Genomic DNA, 16,250 nt, shown 5'->3' with positions numbered 1-16,250 from the left:
CTGCTCCTTCAGTAGTTGACGGTCGCCGGCACTGCGGCTTCCGCGGGCTCGACGGACGAATTGCGGCGTGACGAGAGCAGCTGGCGCACCGGGGTGCTGTCGGCGGAGCGGGCTACCCAGAGCACGACAGCGACGTACAGGATCTGCTCGGGGATGCGTTGCCAAAGCGGGCTGGCCGGCTCGCCGTTCGCGAACGTGATGTCGGCGATCGCCTCGTAGATGTTTGCCGGGAGCAACATGACGAAGAGCGCAGCGAGCCCGAGGCCGGCTGCCCATCTCGTTGCCATCAGCACCAAACCTAGGGCGCCGAGCAGTTCCAGGACGCCGGTCAGGTAGACCAGCGCGTCCGCGAATGGGAGGAACGGTGGCACGATCCGGATCAGGTCCGCGTGGTTCGGCATCACCGTGACGCTCGCGGGGACGAAATGCGCGCTGGCGGTCAACAGCAGCATGACGGCCATCCCGTGCGCCGCGCTCACCGGCCAGCTCGCGAACCGGCGTACGCCGAAAGCCCCCAGCGCGCGGAAGGTCAGCGTCGCCACGACCAGCACGAGGTCGACGATCATCGTCTCTCCTTTTGCTTAGATAGTGAAGGTATCCGTTTACGGATACTGCTACTATCCATCACAGTCGAGGGAAAGGCAAGGCCGTTGAAGATCGCCGAGTTGAGCCGGGTTTCCGGGGTGCCAGTGCCCACGATCAAGTACTACCTGCGGGAGAACCTGCTGCCGCCGGGCGAGCTGACCAGCCCGAACCAGGCGTCGTACAGCGAGACCCACCTGCGCCGGCTGCGCCTGATCCGCGCACTGGTCGACCTCGCGCAGGTACCGGTCGCTCGGGTGAAGGAGGTGCTGGAAGGCCTGGACTCGGACACCATGACCCTGCACGACAAGATCGGCCGCGCTCACCGCGCCATCACCCCACAGCGCCAGCTCACCTCGACCTCTGACGCACGAGAGGCCGCGACCACTCAGGTCGAAGAACTACTCAGGTCCCGCGGCTGGTCAGTAGACCCCGATGCCCCCGCCCTCAACACCCTGATCGAAACAATCGCAGCCCTGCGCACCCTGCAACAGGACCACCTGGTCAGCTTCCTCGACTCCTACGCCACAGCAGTAGAAAAGTTCACCGACCTGGAGGTCAGCGCCGTAACGTCGAGCCCCGCCGCCCCCACCCCCGACCAGATCGCCGAAAGCGTCATCATCGGCACCATCCTCGGCGAAACCCTCATCGCCAGCCTCCGCCTACTGTCCCAAGAATCCATCTCCGCCAAGAGATGGAACCCGAGCACCGACTAGCTGCCGTGCCACCACCTCAGCGCGCAGTACGACCGGCAGGATCAGCCGTCGTGGGCCATGTCTACGAAGCGGGAGTAGTGGCCCTGGAAGGCGACAACGATGTCAGCGGTAGGTCCGTTACGGTGCTTGGCGACGATGAAGTCAGCTTCACCTGGCCGCGTGGACTCCCGCTCGTAGGCATCTTCGCGGTGCAGGAGGATGACGACGTCGGCGTCCTGTTCCAGTGAGTTATGTACAGCAATTCCATCTGCAACAAAATTATGATTGCCGAGGACCGTGGCGTCGAATACTTCCTGCTCACCAATGCTATCTATCTGCACGATAGAGTCCCAGAAAATATCGTTTGTCGCGAGCAACTCAAGCGCAGACGAATCCAGTACTTGCGCGATATCAGACAAACGTTGCCTTGTCGGAGCGCCGACAAATAGGCTGTTCGTATTGCTTCTTCCAAGTGCGGCACCGAGAGCAACCTTGCTCATACCTTGTTCGCGCAGTGCAGCCTTGACCTGATCCCAGACCTGGACAGGAACGGTATCAAGCTTCGGTGCAGCCTCGATTCCGTCAAGATTCTGGAGAACTTCCCGCACCTTCTCACCACGCAGGCCGTGAACACCGATTTCACGACAGAACCGCGTCTGGTTTTGCACACCGCTGACGTGAAGATGGTACGAGTCTCGATAGCCCGCCTTCTTAGTCCTGGCGATACGGCTGAAGATGTTGTATCGCAGTAGTAGCCGGGCCAGGTCGTCGACGAGGCGGCGACTCGTCGAAGCGTAGTAGATCCTGCCCTGATGGTACTTCTCGTCCCAGCGGACGGAACCGTCCGTGGCCCACAGGTGGCGGATGAAGGCGCCGACCTGCTCTTTCGGCAGGCCGAAGACTCCCTCAGGAAGGAACTTCTCGTGGCTGCGCAGGCCGAACAGACCCATTCCGTCGAGCCAGGCGGCGATCGGGTTTCGCTTGCCCCGAGCCAGCCGGTACGGCGCGGGTAGGCGCAGGGTCGTGACCCTGGCAGCGGTGTACTCATCGCGGATCGGGGTGATACCGAAACGTCGATGAGCTGCTTCGCCAACAGCCGTCAGATTCGCCTCGTCGATGCTGGCGTACCGGATCGGCTGCCTCTTCACGAAGGAGCCGTCACCGAGCAGATGAGCCAGCAAGGTGACCTCATCGTCATCCCAGGGCTTGCCCTCCAGCGGCGCCGGCACATGGCGCAACGAGCCCAGCCGTGCGCCCGGCGCCAACTCGCCGAGCGGCTTCCATCCGTCGTACGTGAGGAACGGGTGGTTGGCCGTCGCCTTGATCTCCCGGCCGGAGGCGAGCTTCAACCGGAAGACCTCTTTCACACCGCTCGGGAAGACGTGAGTCATCGTGCGCGGTACCAGCTTGAGTCGGTCGTCGAGCGACCAGACCGGGATATCCCGTGCGTCGGCGGCCAGCAGTTCGCCTAGTGAGATCTCCGCGCCGGTGTCGGCACGCATCAACCGCGTATCGGCGGTGAGGCAGCCTGATTCACGAAGGTCTGACGCCATGGGGCGTTTGTCGGAGCGTTGTTCGGAGCCTCGGTTGAGCTGGCAGATGGCGATGACGGGGAGTTCGAGCTCCTTGGCGAGGAGCTTGATCGAGCGGGAGAACTCGGAGACCTCCAGCTGGCGGGACTCGACCTTCTTGCCGGACGTCATCAGCTGGAGGTAGTCGATGACGATCAGCTTCAGGTCGTGGCGCTGCTTGAGTCGGCGGGCCTTGGCGCGGATCTCCATCATCGTCAGGTTCGGCGAGTCGTCGATGAACAGCGGCGCCTCGGAGACCTCACCCATCTTGCGGGCCAGCCGAGCCCAGTCCTCATCGGTCATCTTGCCGTTGCGCATGTGGTGCAGCGGCACCTTCGCCTCGGCCGACAGCAACCGCATGGTGATCTCGTTCCGGCTCATCTCCAGCGAGAACACACACGAAGTCAACCCATGCTTAATCGACGCCGACCTGGCAAAGTCCAGTCCCAACGTTGAGTTGTGGGTCGGGATCATCGTCTTGCCGGCCAGGTACAGATGGTCTTCGGCGGCCACCTCGACGCATCGCACCGGCACGCTCGGTACCGGCTCGATCCACTCGATCCAGCGGTCTTCTTCGCCCGGCAGTCCGGTCGACAGGCCGTGACCCACGACTTCACTCGGCGCAGAGCCTGGAATCACCGGGGTCATCCCGGGGTCCGATTCCATCGCCCGCCACAGGTCGACCGTCGTACGGATGACTGCGCCGGCCTCACCCACCACAACCCACTGGTGTTCGGCGTCGGCGGTGACGGTGCTGCCGTCGGAGAAGGTCAGTTCGTAGCAGGGGCGGTCGGCCATGACCTCGGTGGCGGCGACGACCTTGGTCGGGCGGCCATCGGCACCGATCAGCTCGTCGCCTACTGCGACGTCGCCCATGGTGGTCCAACCCGTTGGGGTTGGTAGTGGAGTGTCGAGGGCCAGGGCTTTGCCCATCGCCGGGCGGGCCGCGACGATGATCATCTGGCCGGGGTGGAGGCCGTTGGTCAGTTCGTCGAGGTCGGTGAAGCCGGTCGGGACGCCGACCATGGCGTCGCCGCGGGAGTCGATGGCCTCGATCTCGTCGAGGGCGCCTTCCATGATGTCTTTCAGGGGGGCGTAGTCCTCGGTGGTGCGCTTCTCGGTGACCGAGTAGATCTCGGCCTGCGCCTGGTCGACGACGTCGTCGACCTCGCCCTCGCCGGCGTAGCCGATCTGGACGATCTTGGTGCCGGCCTCGACCAGGCGGCGCAGGATCGCCTTCTCCCGGACGATGTGCGCGTAGTAGCCGGCGTTGGCGGCCAGCGGGACCGAGGCGACCAGGGTGTGCACGTATGGCGCGCCACCGATCCGGCCCATCTCGCCGCGCTTGGCCAGCTCGGCGGCGACGGTGATCGCGTCGGCGGGCTCGCCCCGGGCGTACAGGTCGGTGACCGCGTCGAAGACGACCTCGTGCGCCGGCCGGTAGAAGTCCGTACCGCGCAGGGTCTCGATCACATCGGCGATCGCGTCCTTGCTGAGCATCATCGCGCCGAGCACGCACTGCTCGGCCGCCAGGTCCTGAGGCGGGGTGCGGTCGAAGCCCATCTCCGGGCTGCGCTCTTCCTTGCCGCTACCCGACCCCCCGCGGAACTCCGCAACGCTCACTCGTCCGACCTCCTCGTCCCACGCCCGACCACTGACACGACCCAGCCAACCGACCTGGCCGATCCGACCCGGCCAACCGGCCCGGATCGAACACCTGATCGAACCCTAACCACCGCCGCCGACACTTTCGCCGACAGCATCCGCAGGCGGACTCGCCCCCGAGACTGCGGGCGGACGGCGTCAGTCACGCGACCGTACGCCGGTTCACCCGAACCCCGGTAGCCGGTCGTCCACACCCCCTGTGGAAGACCTGTGGGAAACCCCGGTGGCGGGTGTGCACAGGTTGGGCATATCCCTGTGGATATCTGGGGACAACCTTCCACAACAGCCCTCTGACCTGCGGTTTCGTTGTCCCCATACTGTGGAGAAGAAAAAGATTCGAACCCGTCAGGTCCGGTGGGATGTGCACAGGCGTGGCCAGGCACAATGAGGCCCATGCCCATTACCGGATGGTCGCAGGATCGGGAGATTCTCCGGCTGGCGGTGCCGGCCTTCTTCGCCCTGGTGTCCGAGCCGCTGATGCTGCTCGCCGACTCCGCGATCGTCGGCCACCTCGGTACGCCGCAGCTCGCGGCACTCGGCGTCGCGGGCACGATCCTGCAGACGCTGGTGGGCATCTGCGTCTTCCTCGCCTACGGCACCACCTCCGCGGTGGCCCGGCGGATCGGGGCAGGCGACCATCGCGGCGCACTCACGCAGGGCATCGACGGACTCTGGCTGGCCTTGCTGCTGGGCGTAGTACTGGCTGTTGTCGGGGCACTGCTCGCCCCACTGGCTATCAGTGCGTTCAACCCGTCTCCTGACGTAGCCGACTACGCAGTGACCTACCTGCGGATCTCCTGCCTAGGCATCCCGTCCATGTTGCTGCTGCTGGCGGCTACCGGCGTACTGCGCGGTCTGCAGGACACCAAGACGCCCATGATCGTGGCGATCTCCGCCAACCTCGCCAACATCGGCCTGAACCTCGTCCTGGTCTACGGACTCGACCTGAACATCGCCGGCTCGGCACTGGGCACAGCACTCGCCCAAACCGCGGCAGGCGTCGCCCTGGTCTGGGTGGTGGTCCGCGGAGCCCGCCGCGACGGCGCCAAGCTGCGCCCCGACCGGCCAGGCATCCTCGCGTCGGCCCAGGCCGGGATCCCTTTGGTGGTTCGCACCCTGACGTTGCGGATGGCAATCATCCTCGCGACGTTCGTCGCCACTTCCCTCGGTACTACGTCCGTCGCGGCCCACCAGGTCGCCTTCACCCTCTGGTCGTTCCTGGCCCTGGCACTCGACGCGATCGCCATCGCCGCGCAAGCGTTGACGGGTCGCGCGCTAGGGGCGGGCGATGTCGAGGGGACGCGAGCGATCACCCGGCGGATGATGTGGTGGGGTCTGGTCTCGGGCATCGTCGGCGGGCTCGCGTTGTGGGGACTGCGGGGCCTGTACGTCCCGTGGTTCACGTCCGATCCCGAAGTACGGCACACGCTGGCCGCGATCCTGTTGGTGTCGGCGCTCTGGCAGCCCGTCAACGGAGTCGTGTTCGTGCTGGACGGCGTACTGATCGGTGCCGGCGACGGGCGCTACCTGGCGGCCGCCGGGGTGATCGCGCTGATCCTGTACGTCCCACTGGCGCTCAGCGTGCTGTGGCTCGACGGCGGGGTGGTCGCCTTGTGGTGGGCCTTCGGTGGGTTCATGCTGCTCAGGTTGCTGACCCTGCTCGTCCGCGAACGCCGCGACGACTGGCTGGTCACCGGCGCAACTCGCTGAGCCTCGCCGGTCGCCCTGGTAGCTGACCTGGCTTTGCGGCATCGTGGGCATCGAGTGGAAGGAGTCGGATGGCCGACACGGACGACGACGAGCAGACCACCGCGCGGAGGCCCAAGGTGCCGGCGCGGGGCGCGGAACTGGCAGCTCAGCGCGCCGAGGCGGATCGGGAGCAGGTCGACGAGGAGCTTGAGCTGGACGCACTCGAGGAGCGCGAACTCCGGGACACCCGTCGACAGGTCGAGCGCGACAGTGACGCCGAGCTGGCCGACGCGATGCGCCGCGCCGACGTCGCCGAGCGGAACCACAGCTACTTGCGTGCCCGGGCAGCCGACGAGCGATTGCTGGGCCACGACGAAATAGCCCAGGCAGCGCGGTTGCGCGATGGCGCCACCGGCCGGGACGACCCTCAGTCGGCTGCCGACCTGTTGGCCGCCGAGCGGGCCCAGGCGAGGGCGGACTCCCGCTACCGCAGCGCGGCCGACGACGACCGCCGGGCCGACTGGAACTCCGCGGAAGCTCGCGAGCAACGCAGCCGGGCCGAGCAGCCGCCCGCCGCGGAGGCTGTCCGCAACGCGCCCGAAGAGCCCCCGGTCGCCCGCAAGAACCTCAAACGTCAACGCCGCCTGAAGGACCAGGACCCCAAGGCCCTCCGAAACTTCGGCATCGGCGACTGATCCCCGGCGTGCGGCCGCAGTACGGTCGCATCAGTCGCCCGCGCTGACCCGTACTGTCAGATGCCGCGCAGGTTGGGTTGACGCTGGTCGAAGAAGAGACCGGCGGGCGGCTCTTCGACCGGCAGCGGTGGGATCGGGTAGTCGCTGTGCACGCCGCGGCAGGCCGCGAACGGGCCGTCGGGGTCCAGCAGCGCCTGCATGTGCGGGTCTGCGTGGTCGCGCCACCAGACCGACATCCCCGTCGCCGGGTCGAGCCGCAGGTGCTCCCAGGCGCGCCAGATCGAGTCGAGCCGGCTCAGCGCCTCGGCATGCCGGAACCACTCCGGGCACCACATGTACTGCTGGCCGATCCGCCGGCAGTACAGGTAGACCAGGCGGTCCTCGACGAAGGCCGCGACGTGCGGGTAGAAGAGTTCCTGCTCACCATCCACGACGCTGCTCCTCGGTCTGCTCCCAGATCGGGACCGGCGGGCCGGACGGGGCTGCCGGAGCATCCGGTGCCGTCGTCCCCGGGCGACCGGCCGCGATCCAAGCGTTCGCCCCACCCTGCGCGGTCAGTGCCGCACCCGGGTCGTGGTGGGCCAGCGAGGCCTTCACCAAGCCCGCGTCGGGGCGCGCCATCCACGGCACGGTCTTGATCATCGTCGCCGGGATCCCGGACGGGAAGACGACCGCGCGACCGGGCGGCATCGCGGCCAGGTCGGAGACCTCCATGATGTGGTGCCGCTGGGTCTGCTTGCTGGTCCCGCGCTCACCCTTGTTGTACGACACCGAGCTGGACAGGATGTCGTAGTCGCCGATCAGCTTGCTCAGCCGCTCGAGGAAGTTGGCGTCGGACGCGCCGCCGCCGTACACCCGGATGTTCGCGGCGGACCAGAGCTTCTCCATCCCGCGCTCGCCCCAGCACTCCATCCCCTGCGCCCAGGACTGCAGGATGGTCATCAGCACGATGCCGCGGGAGCCGAAGTGGCTGTAGAGGTCGGGCAGGTTCTTCCAGCGGCACACGTTGGCCGCCTCATCCAGTACGCCGAGTAGCGGGTTGGGCAGCCGGCCCATCGGGCACGTCTTGGCGTAGTCCTCGGCTGCCTCGACCACGGCCACCGTCAACGCGGTGACCAGCGGGCCCGCAGTACCGGCGCCTTCCTTGGACAGGCTGTAGAGCGTGCCGCCCTCGCGGACGAACTGGTGCGGGTTGAACTGCGGGCGGTTGTCGTTCGGGCCTGCCGGGATCACCCAGCGGGTGACCTTGCGGTTGATCAGGAACTGGGCGCTCTGCTGCGCGGTGCCGTAGACACCGGCGCGCTGCTTGTCCGGAGCGTTGATGACGCCGGACAGCGCGTCCGCGGACAGCTGCAGGCCCGGAGTGGACCGCAGGATGCGCTCGGGCTCGTCGTTGCGCTGGTCGGCGAGCCAGCTGTAGACCTGCGTGATCGGGCGCTTCGCGACCGCGGCCGCGAGCAGCAGACCGGCCAGCAGGTCAGTACCGGCGGAGTCGAAGAAGGCGTCCGTCTGGGCGCCCTCCTTGCGCTGCGAGGCGACGAAGTGCTCCGCCAGCTCACGCGCTTTCACCTCGTCGGTGACGTAGCTGAGCGGGTTCCACCACCAGTCCGGCGACTCGCCGCAGACCTCCTGCGGGTCGAACACCCAGATGGGTCCCTTCTTCGACCGCGGGTCCCGGGTGGCGTCGACGATGTCGCGCTTGTTCGAGGTCGCGACGACGGCCCCCGGTGCGTCGAGGATCGCCGGTACGGCGCGCGAGGTGGTGTTGTGGGTGACGATGAACTCATCGGTGACGAACAGGCCATCGGTAGCCGCAACCGAGATGCAGACCATCTCCATCTCACCTTCGGGTTCGATGGACTCGATCGCGCGCACCGGCCTGGCGACCCGTCGGTGCGGCGCCAGCTCGTCCCAACGCTCCCGCTTCCGACGGAGCCGGAACGGTGCCGGGATGTCGGCCGGAAGCCGCACCAGCGATCGGTACGACGGCGCGTGGGTCGTCTCGCGCCGGGTTGTCGTCACCGTTCCCCCCAAGGACTGCACCAGGAAGCGGAAGTCCTCCGACAGTTGCGGCGACGAGGTCGAGAATTCGATGACCCCCCTCTGATCGATCGAACCATCGGTGTCGAGCAGGCCGGCGAGCAACGCTCGCCGATCCTCGACCGCGGCCAGCAGGTAAGCCGGCGGGACGAACTTCGTCAGCGAGCTGTGCCCCATCAGACCGAGTTCGCGCATCGCCGCCATCAGGGCGTTGCGCGGACCAGTCCGGCCCGACGTCAGCGACCAGTCGTAGGCGCTCCCCGCGACCGGCTTCGCCGTTACGCCTGCGGGGAGCAGGGGCGCCAGTAAAGGCAGAAGGTCCTGGGCCTCTGCCGTGGACAACCGGATCGAAGCCGACCGAAGACCACCATCGCCGATCAGTACGCCCAGCAGGTACGGCGCGACCGGCAGGGTCGGGCGGTCGGCCGGTGCGCTGAGGTTGTGCCCTCGGCCGTCGGGCGGCGGGGCCTCCATCAGCCGCCCCGGCTCCAGCACACCTTCGAACTGAACTGGCTCGACGATCGGAAGGTAGTACTTGGCTCCACCGCTCATACGGCGCAGACCACGATCAATCAACTGCCGCGTGGTCCACGTCCGCCATGCCTCGGGGTGCTTCTTGTCGGCCCTGATCTTTGGTCGGACGGTCCACAAGTGGTCCGGGTCGCACAAGACCGACGTACCGTCAGTCAGTCGGAAGCGGTAAGCCGGACGAGTCCCTTGCGGATAGACCCCAGTCACCTCGATCGGGTGGCCGTCGCTGCCGATCACCCGGCAACCGCGCGCGAGATCCTTGATCGGTACCCAGCCGTGCGGCGTCAGAACCGGTGTGGTCGCTGCCAGCGCTTTCCCGGTCCGGGGACCCCAGATGTCGACGTGCATGTCTTCCCAGGACCCGAAGACCTCGAGGTTGTCCCGGACGGTCCGGCCGATCATCACGCCGGGGCCTGCGTGCCCGGCGCCGAGCCGGTTCGCGATCTCCTGAGCGCCCTGCCGGGTGAGCTTGTAGATCTCGCTCCGCTTCGACATCAGCTGCGCGGAGCGGTCCACCCGGGAGCCGGGGTTCCTCGCCTTGCCGACCAGGTAGAAGCCGACGCCGGTGAGCACCCCGAGCAGGACGATCTCGAGGATCAGTACGCCGGTGGCCGCGCCGGACCAGCGGACCCGGCCGTTGATCAGGTCGACCAGGTTGCTCATCGGGTCGCCGATGGGCCGGGTGTGGTTGATCGCGGCGGCGATCTTGGTCGCCACCCAGGTACCACCGACGATCAGCGCGAACAGACCGATCCCGATGAAGACCAGGACCGATTCCGCCGACAGGCCGCCGGGGCCGGTGCTCTTCCTGCCTTGGGCCATCAGTGACCTCCATCCGGAGTCCGTGCGCCGGCTCCGGTGTTCAGGTGGGTGGATCGCAAGGCGGAGGAAGCGGGCGATGTCTTTTCCATCGTCCGTTTCCGACAACGCCGCGAGGCGCCCGCCTGGGCGCCGGAGACGGTGTGCGGAGTTCGGATGGGGGTCACTTAGTCGTCAACTCCCGTTTTGGCTACCACGCGGGTGGTCGGGTCGGGGGGCGGCAGTGCCGTCATCGCCGGGTCGTCGAAGGTGTACTCCTCGACCACTTCTTCGGTGCCGTCGTCGGCGATCTCCACCTTCAGCGGCCGGCCGTCGGCGCCCGTCTTCCACAGCTTGTTCGTGTCGTTGATCTCGCGCTCGACCGAGGTCAGCCCGACGTGCACCGGGATGCCCGGGCGGCCACCGACCTTGACCAGGAAGTTTCCCCGTCCGGGCGGTGCGGCCTCCTCACCGGTGGCCGGGTCCCACGCGGGCGGGTCCTGCCAGCCGATCAGCATGTTCTGCTCCTCGCCGGACAGCGGTACGACGGCGGTCAGGTTCTCCATCTCGGCGCGCGGCAGGCCACCGCAGATCACCATCCCGGAGCGCTCGACGAAACCCTTCGCCTTCATCCGGTCCTCGGAGTGCTCCAGGGCCAGCAGGTCCGACATCGTGTGCGAGATCATCGCCATCCCGACCCCCCGCTGCCGGTTCAGCCGGGTCAGCGCGTCGACCCGGTCGACCAGGCCGCGGCCGGCCCGTAGTACTCGCCAGAGCTCGTCGAGGATGACGAAGTAGTGCCGCCGAGGCTCGAGGCCGGCGTCCGCGAGAGCCTGCGAGACCGCGACCGCGCCGAAGCCGTAGGACCAGCAGGCCAGCATCACGGCGGCCTGCAGGTTGGTCTCGGAGTCGTCGATGTTCGAGACGTCGAAGACCACCGGCCGGTCCATCTTCATCGGCTGGTCGGTCTGCTCGGAGAAGATCTCACCGAGCCGGCCACCGCCGACCAGACCGATCAGCGACGCCTCCAGCCCTTCGGTGATCTGCCTGTACCGGTCCATGCTGCCCCGGTCGAGCGCGACGTCCCGGACCCGGTCCGGCGCCTCCTGGACGACCTGCAGGAGGTCACGGAGTACCGGAGTGCCCTCGTGGCGCTCGTCGAGCACCTTGAGGGCCTCGTCGAGGATGGTCTCTTCGCGGTCGGTTGGCGGCGCGGACCGCATGATCGAGATCAGCGCGGACACCATCGTCGACCGGCGGCCATGCGCGTCGGCCTGGATCGCCTGCCGCGCACTACCGGTCAGCCGGAGCGCCGCCCGCCGGGACTCACCCGGGTCAAGCACGTTCAGATGCCCACGACCACGACCAAGCTCGATCACCTGCCCACCAAGGGCCACGACCAGGTCCTTGTAGTCGGGCTTCAGGTCACCCAACACGAGCGGCATAACCCCGTACCCAGCCAGACCGAGCGCCATCCGCCGAATGATCGTGGAATTGTGCGTGGTGATAAAGGTTCGTCCGGCCAGGTAGAGGCCGTCGGGATTGGCCACCTGGATGCATCGCACGGGTCTGGACGCCACCTTACGAGCCGCGACCACATAGCGACGCGCGGTCCGCGCCGGATTGCCGATGGTCCGTTCCGCATGGACAACGTGCTTGCGTTCGAGGCCGAACACCTCGTCGGTGGTGGTGAAACCAACTGTCCACTTCGGACCGCAGTCGCGGCCCGCCAGCATCGCCCGGCCTTCTCGAAGGGTAGGACGGTAACCGAGGCTGGCGATGAGCTCGAGCACATCCTCCGCCAACCGTCGACAGGTCGAGGTGTACTGGACCTGCCCGCCGGCGGGGGAAACCGTGCCGTCCGTGTCGAGCAGACCGGCGAGCAGTTCTCGACGCTGCCGATCCGAGGCACGAAGGTACGACGTCGGGATGTGCTTGTCTCCCAGTACGCCGAGTTGCCGGAGGACCGCCGTGAAGCCGACCCCCTTCTGTCGGTAGGTCCCCGGAATCGTCAACTGGTAGAGCAGATGCCCGGTTGCCGGCTCACACTCGATACCTGCGGCTCGGATTCGCTCGACGATTCCTTGGTCCATCGTCGTCAGTCTCGGTCCCGCGCTGTGTCCATCGCCCAGCCAGGCTCCGAGGACGTACGGGTCGAGCGCGAGCTTTGCCTCCCGCAGGACCAGTCCTGGTATCACGCGGACGGCATGGTTGGCCTCGCCGCCGGCGACCAGCGAGGATGCCAGCCGCGCCGTCGTCACCGGCGCCTTCTCAGGCGTCCGCGCGCGCTGATCGTTCCTGGTCAGGTCGCGAACTGAGATCGCCTCGGCGCCGAGCCTTGTTCGCGCCGCGCCGACCGTCGCAAGGTCGGTGTCCGTCCCGGCAGGAAGCCGCTTGCGCGGTACATTCCGCTCGACCCAGGCTCGTCGGCGGTCTTCGACTGTCTCCGTCACCCACAGGTGCTCCGCGTCGGCGACGATCGTCTCACCGCTGGAGAAGGTCAGTTCCCAGCACTCACGATCGGTCATCACCTCGGACACCGCAACGATTGCCGTTGGCAACCCGTCGGCGCCGAACACGAAGTCGCCCGGCTGCAGATCCGCCATCCGCCGGAGGCCGTCCGGCGTCGGAATCAAGGTCTCGACGTCGAGTGCTTTGCCCAAGCCGGGCTTGCCCAGGACGAAGACGGAGGGGTTGGAGATCAGTTTGGCGCGCATGAACCAGCTGATCGGGTCGCAGCACATGGTGGCGCCGGAGAGGATGTTGCGGCCGATCGGTACGCCGACCATCGGGCTTCCGGTGCCGGCCGAGAACGGCCACATGCCGCAGACCTGGACGGTCGTGCCGCGCCACTCCTGCGGGGCCTGCAAGTACGTCGAGTAGCCACGGGCCGGGCCGGGCCAGCCACGCGGCATCGGGCGGCGGCCGCCGCGCATCGGGTCGACCGGCTTCTTTTCCTTGCTCACAACGACTCCCGTTGGGTCATAGCGATTCCCGGAGGCCGGCCGGTACCGACAGGTGACTCTGGAGCACGACCCCGAGCGGCAGCGCCGCCACGAAGGCGGAGTCCTGCGACCCGTACGCCGGACGCAGCAACACCCGGGCGGTCGCGCCGAGGTTGTCGATCGCGGCGACCATGTCGGGGATCTGCTCGGCCGACATCACGGTGCCGGTGACGACCATGCCGAAGTTGACCAGACCGGCACCGCGGGCCTCTTCCTGCGCGGTCCGGTCGGCTGCTCTGGCCTCGGCCAGCGACCGGGCCGACGGGCGGGACGAGGTACTCGCCCGGAAGGACGCGTTGCGCTTGTCCGCCTCGACCATCCGGGCCGAGGTAGCGGCGTCGAGCGGGCGGTAGAGCAGTGTGACGCGCTTGCGGTCGATGTCCGGGTGCGGACCGACCAGCTGCGACAGTACGGACGAGAAGACCTCACCGCGCGGCGCCTGGGTCATCTGCCAGGTGACCGACCACGCGCTGTCGTGCCGGTACTTGTCCCAGAAGGACTGCGCACCGGCCGGGCCGACGTCGGTCCACTGGAGCTCGGGCGACATGCCCTGGCTACGGGCCTCGTCGATCAGTCCGGCGGCGGCCGGGTCGTAGGCGATCCGGATCGTCTCGCACAGCTCCTGAGCGGTGACCGGACGGGCGGCACCCGCACCGGTGGAGTTCAGGCTCTGGGTCAGCGCCGGGAGCCGGGACGCGAGCTCACGGCCCATGTCGTCTTCCTTGCGCCGCTTGCCACTGCGGTCGGTGCCCTTGAAAGTCAGCGCGACCCGGGCGGAGACCAGCGCGGAACCCTCGGGGTAGGTCTGGACGACCTCGGTCAGCATCGCCCGGGCGATCGCCGGGCTGCCTTCCTGCATGTTGTTGAGGACCTCGCGGCGCAGCCGGATCCCGGTGTCGGGCGCGCTCTCCACCGTGACCGAGGCGGCGATGATGCCCGGCTCGTGGCCCAGCGAGGCGAGCCACTGACCCCAGTGCGCGACCCAGACGTCGATCTGGTCCTCGTCGACCAGGGATGCGCCGTCCGGCTCGGCGTTGATGATCACCGTGAAGTGCCGGGTGCTCGGGTAGAAGAGCAACGCGAACGGCCGGCCGTACGAGTCCTTGTACTCACTCAGCTGGGAGGCCGCCGCCAGACCGGGCAGCTGGAACTTGCCCCACGGCGTCCGGCCGAGCGGACCGGAACGGTAGACGTTGTGCTTGGCCATCTTTGCTCGCTGCCATCCAATACGGGTCGAGAGCCGTTGCAGTGCGGACTGGTTGTGTTTGTCCTTGGTCATCAACAGCAGCAGGACGGCGCCGACGACCAGCAACACCATCAGCGCCGGGATCAGACCGCCGGCCGTCATCGTGATGATGGTGATGACCAGGCCGATCATCATGATGCCGGTGCCCAGCGACCCCAGGCCGCCGATACCGGCCGAGGCCGGCTGGCGCCAGTTCCCGTACGTCCGCGGGACGCTCCGGATGTTGTCAGCCGCTGCCACTTGGTCCCTCATCCATCGAGTCGTTGTCGATCGTCTCGCTCGCGCCCGCCTGGGCCGCGTCCTTGGTCACGTCGATGCCCTTCTTGACGGCTGCCGCGGTGGCGACCACCGCGATGCCGACCGGACCCGCCGCTGCGCCGGCACCTGCGGCCGCACCACCTGCCGCGGCGCCACCACCCGCGGCAGCACCACCTGCGGCCGCGCCACCACCGGCCGCTGCACCACCCCCGGCCGCACCGCCCGCCGCGCCGCCTGACGCACCACCTGAAGCACCGGCTCCGGCGCCACCTCCAGCGCCACCTCCGCCGCCGCCGCCACCCCCACCGCCGCCGCTGGGCTGAGGTGCCGAATTCTGCGACCCGCTCGGGCTCGACGGCTGCTGACTCGGCCGGCCGACGTTCCGCGAGCCGGTCGGGCCATCGCCCTGGGTGTTGGTGGAGTCGCTCACCTTCTCGCCGATCTTGTCCGCGCCGATCATCTTGGCCGCGATCATTCCGGCGCCGGCCGAGCCGGCCGTCGCCGCGACCATCGGAGCGATGAACCGCATCAGCGCGGGCAGCGCGAACAGGGCGAGCACCAGCATCACGACGCCGACGACCATGTTCATGATCTGCCGTCCGGCCGGGTCCGGCACGTCGTCGAAGTTGAACCCGTGGCCGTTGTTGGACGCCAGCATGATCGCCGTCGCATAGACCAGGGCGGCGACCGGTTTATAGAGGATGAAGGCCAGCAGCCAGGAGATGATCCGCTTGAGCCAGGCCTTGCCCATCTCGGTGTTGGTCGCCGCCGCCGCGATCGGCAGGACGCCCAGCAGCAGGATCAGCATCCCGCTGCGGACCACCATCAGCACGACCTGGATCACCGAGGCGAGCAGGGTCAGGATGCCGATCGTGATCATCAGCCCGATACCGACCGTGCCGGCCGTGGCCGAGAAGCCCATCACGCCCTTCATCGTGTCGCGGAACCCGTTGCCGGCCTCGAGCACGGCCGGTTTCTGGTCGAGGTCGACGCACTGCCAGTCGTTGGCGCCCCGCACCGCCGTGGTGACGATGCAGTTCGCGAACTGGTCGCCGAACGCGACCAGCGCCTGGACGATCGCGATGCTGAACGCCGACGCGACCCCGAAGGTGATCAGCGAGCGGAGCAGGTCGCGGGCGCTCTCGCCGCGCTGGGTGAACGCCATCTGGATCGCGGCCACCATCACGCCGAGGACGGCGACGAAGATGGCGATGTACTGGGTATGGGTCCAGATCCAGCCGACCGTGTCGCCGGCCGGGGCGCCGGTGGCCTCGCTGCCCACCGCCGGGGTGGGGATGTAGACCCAGAAGGTCGCGATGGTGCTGAACATGTTGGCCACGGCTTCGGCCAGGGCGTCGAGAATCGGCTGGAACACGAGTTCGATCAACTTTCCGACGGCGGTTCCGAGAGCTTCCTTGACCCAACCCAGCAGGCAGTCGTACCAACTGCCCGCGCAGAGCGCGATCCTGATCATC

At 67.7% G+C, this 16,250-nt stretch carries 10 protein-coding genes; 3 read left to right on the top strand and 7 right to left on the bottom strand.

All coding sequences use genetic code 11. The annotated features are described in order from the left end of the window. Positions 1-8: 8 nt before the first annotated feature. On the bottom strand, positions 9-566 hold the full coding sequence (locus G3I17_RS32880) for a hypothetical protein (RefSeq protein ID WP_164601944.1): 558 nt from the start codon (positions 564-566) through the stop codon (positions 9-11). Here G3I17_RS32880 and G3I17_RS32875 point away from each other — a divergent pair. Further along, a complete protein-coding gene (locus G3I17_RS32875; RefSeq protein WP_343238495.1) occupies positions 465-1,298 on the top strand; it encodes a MerR family transcriptional regulator in 834 nt (277 codons plus the stop codon). The genes G3I17_RS32880 and G3I17_RS32875 overlap by 102 nt on opposite strands. A gap of 41 nt (positions 1,299-1,339) precedes the next feature. Here the strand turns inward: G3I17_RS32875 and G3I17_RS32870 are convergent, their stop codons facing one another. After that, entirely contained in the window at positions 1,340-4,411 is a 3,072-nt protein-coding gene (locus G3I17_RS32870) for a replicative DNA helicase (RefSeq protein WP_164602114.1), read from the bottom strand. Between the two features lie 495 nt (positions 4,412-4,906). On the opposite strand from G3I17_RS32870, the gene G3I17_RS32865 reads away from it, so the two are divergent. Further along, on the top strand, positions 4,907-6,223 hold the full coding sequence (locus G3I17_RS32865) for an MATE family efflux transporter (RefSeq protein WP_164601940.1): 1,317 nt from the start codon (positions 4,907-4,909) through the stop codon (positions 6,221-6,223). A 68-nt stretch (positions 6,224-6,291) separates the two neighbouring features. Then, positions 6,292-6,897: a hypothetical protein gene (locus G3I17_RS32860; RefSeq protein ID WP_164601937.1), complete on the top strand. Its 606-nt coding sequence runs from the start codon at positions 6,292-6,294 to the stop codon at positions 6,895-6,897. A 56-nt stretch (positions 6,898-6,953) separates the two neighbouring features. Here G3I17_RS32860 and G3I17_RS32855 read toward each other — a convergent pair whose 3' ends face one another. The 5 genes from G3I17_RS32855 to G3I17_RS32825 all read right to left on the bottom strand — a co-directional run bounded on the left by G3I17_RS32855 (position 6,954) and on the right by G3I17_RS32825 (position 16,249). Continuing rightward, positions 6,954-7,328, bottom strand: coding sequence for a DUF4913 domain-containing protein (locus G3I17_RS32855; RefSeq protein WP_164601935.1), 375 nt, complete (start codon positions 7,326-7,328; stop codon positions 6,954-6,956). After that, a complete protein-coding gene (locus tag G3I17_RS32850; protein ID WP_164601933.1) occupies positions 7,318-10,290 on the bottom strand; it encodes a TraM recognition domain-containing protein in 2,973 nt (990 codons plus the stop codon). Before G3I17_RS32850 ends, G3I17_RS32855 begins: the two co-directional genes overlap by 11 nt. Before the next feature lie 164 nt (positions 10,291-10,454). After that, positions 10,455-13,202: an LAGLIDADG family homing endonuclease gene (locus G3I17_RS40115; RefSeq protein WP_239063160.1), complete on the bottom strand. Its 2,748-nt coding sequence runs from the start codon at positions 13,200-13,202 to the stop codon at positions 10,455-10,457. Positions 13,203-13,248: 46 nt separating this feature from the next. Continuing rightward, a complete protein-coding gene (locus tag G3I17_RS32830) occupies positions 13,249-14,769 on the bottom strand; it encodes an SCO6880 family protein (protein ID WP_164601931.1) in 1,521 nt (506 codons plus the stop codon). Then, positions 14,744-16,249, bottom strand: coding sequence for a hypothetical protein (locus tag G3I17_RS32825; protein ID WP_164601928.1), 1,506 nt, complete (start codon positions 16,247-16,249; stop codon positions 14,744-14,746). The genes G3I17_RS32830 and G3I17_RS32825 overlap by 26 nt, the downstream gene beginning before the upstream one ends. Between the last annotated feature and the right edge of the window lies 1 nt (position 16,250).

The organism is Streptomyces sp. SID13031 (genome assembly GCF_010548305.1).
Classification (GTDB): Bacteria; Actinomycetota; Actinomycetes; order Propionibacteriales; family Kribbellaceae; genus Kribbella.
The sequence above is the reverse complement of the archived record's forward strand: the minus strand, read 5'-3'. Positions and strand labels throughout refer to the sequence as shown.

Bases quoted from the DNA above. Each gene is read 5' to 3' on its own strand.
- G3I17_RS32880 (WP_164601944.1), bottom strand. From the start codon at position 566: ATGATCGTCGACCTCGTGCTGGTCGTGGCGACGCTGACCTTCCGCGCG.
- G3I17_RS32870 (WP_164602114.1), bottom strand. From the start codon at position 4,411: ATGGGCTTCGACCGCACCCCGCCTCAGGACCTGGCGGCCGAGCAGTGC.
- G3I17_RS32865 (WP_164601940.1), top strand. From the start codon at position 4,907: ATGCCCATTACCGGATGGTCGCAGGATCGGGAGATTCTCCGGCTGGCG.
- G3I17_RS32860 (WP_164601937.1), top strand. From the start codon at position 6,292: ATGGCCGACACGGACGACGACGAGCAGACCACCGCGCGGAGGCCCAAG.
- G3I17_RS32850 (WP_164601933.1), bottom strand. From the start codon at position 10,290: ATGGCCCAAGGCAGGAAGAGCACCGGCCCCGGCGGCCTGTCGGCGGAA.
- G3I17_RS40115 (WP_239063160.1), bottom strand. From the start codon at position 13,202: ATGCGCGGCGGCCGCCGCCCGATGCCGCGTGGCTGGCCCGGCCCGGCC.
- G3I17_RS32830 (WP_164601931.1), bottom strand. From the start codon at position 14,769: ATGAGGGACCAAGTGGCAGCGGCTGACAACATCCGGAGCGTCCCGCGG.
- G3I17_RS32825 (WP_164601928.1), bottom strand. From the start codon at position 16,249: ATGATCAGGATCGCGCTCTGCGCGGGCAGTTGGTACGACTGCCTGCTG.